We start from the raw sequence: 572 nt of genomic DNA, 5'->3' as shown, positions 1-572 counted from the left end.
GCCGATAACCGCGCCGACCTGTGCGACCTGTTTTGCGCTTGGCAACCGGTCCAACCGTGCCATCAGTGAAGCCTGCAAGGTGCTCGGCACCGAAAGCGCTGAGCCCACGATAGCGGGCTGACTGGCGCGCTCCAGCACGGCCTTGGTCAATTCCTCGATAAAGAGAGGTATGCCATCAGTCTGCGCCACAATCCGCTCCAGCATCCCCGCCGGAATCGACTGACCGACGACAACCTGACTTGCGAGCGTCGTCGCCTGGCGAGGGCCAAGGCGGCTCAGCGCCATCAAAGTCACGCTGGCTTGGCCGACCCAAGCCGCATGAAACTCTGGCCGGAAGGAGATGATCACCATTACCGGCAAAGAGGCCAGACGCATGATTAACCTGTCCAACAGCTCAAGCGAACTTGGGTCGGCCCAATGCGCGTCCTCGAACAGGATCAGCACGGGGGACCGACGTGCCCTTTCGTCCAGAATCCGGTTCAATGCTCCGAAGGTTTGCTCCTTCTTGCGCTCCGGACTGAGAGCCAGCGGCGGGTACCGCTCTCCACCCGGCACGCCAAGCAACTCGGCAG

At 62.1% G+C, this 572-nt stretch carries 1 protein-coding gene; it reads right to left on the bottom strand.

Annotated features, from left to right (window positions below):
- Positions 1-572 (bottom strand): AAA family ATPase (locus E5W70_RS30880; protein ID WP_366509766.1); only part of this gene is annotated, 572 nt, incomplete at both ends.

Origin of the sequence: Mesorhizobium sp., assembly GCF_005063415.1 — a bacterium.
In the GTDB taxonomy this organism is placed as follows: domain Bacteria; phylum Pseudomonadota; class Alphaproteobacteria; order Rhizobiales; family Rhizobiaceae; genus Mesorhizobium.
Note: the sequence above shows the minus strand (reverse complement) of the source record. Positions and strands in the feature narration are given on the sequence as shown.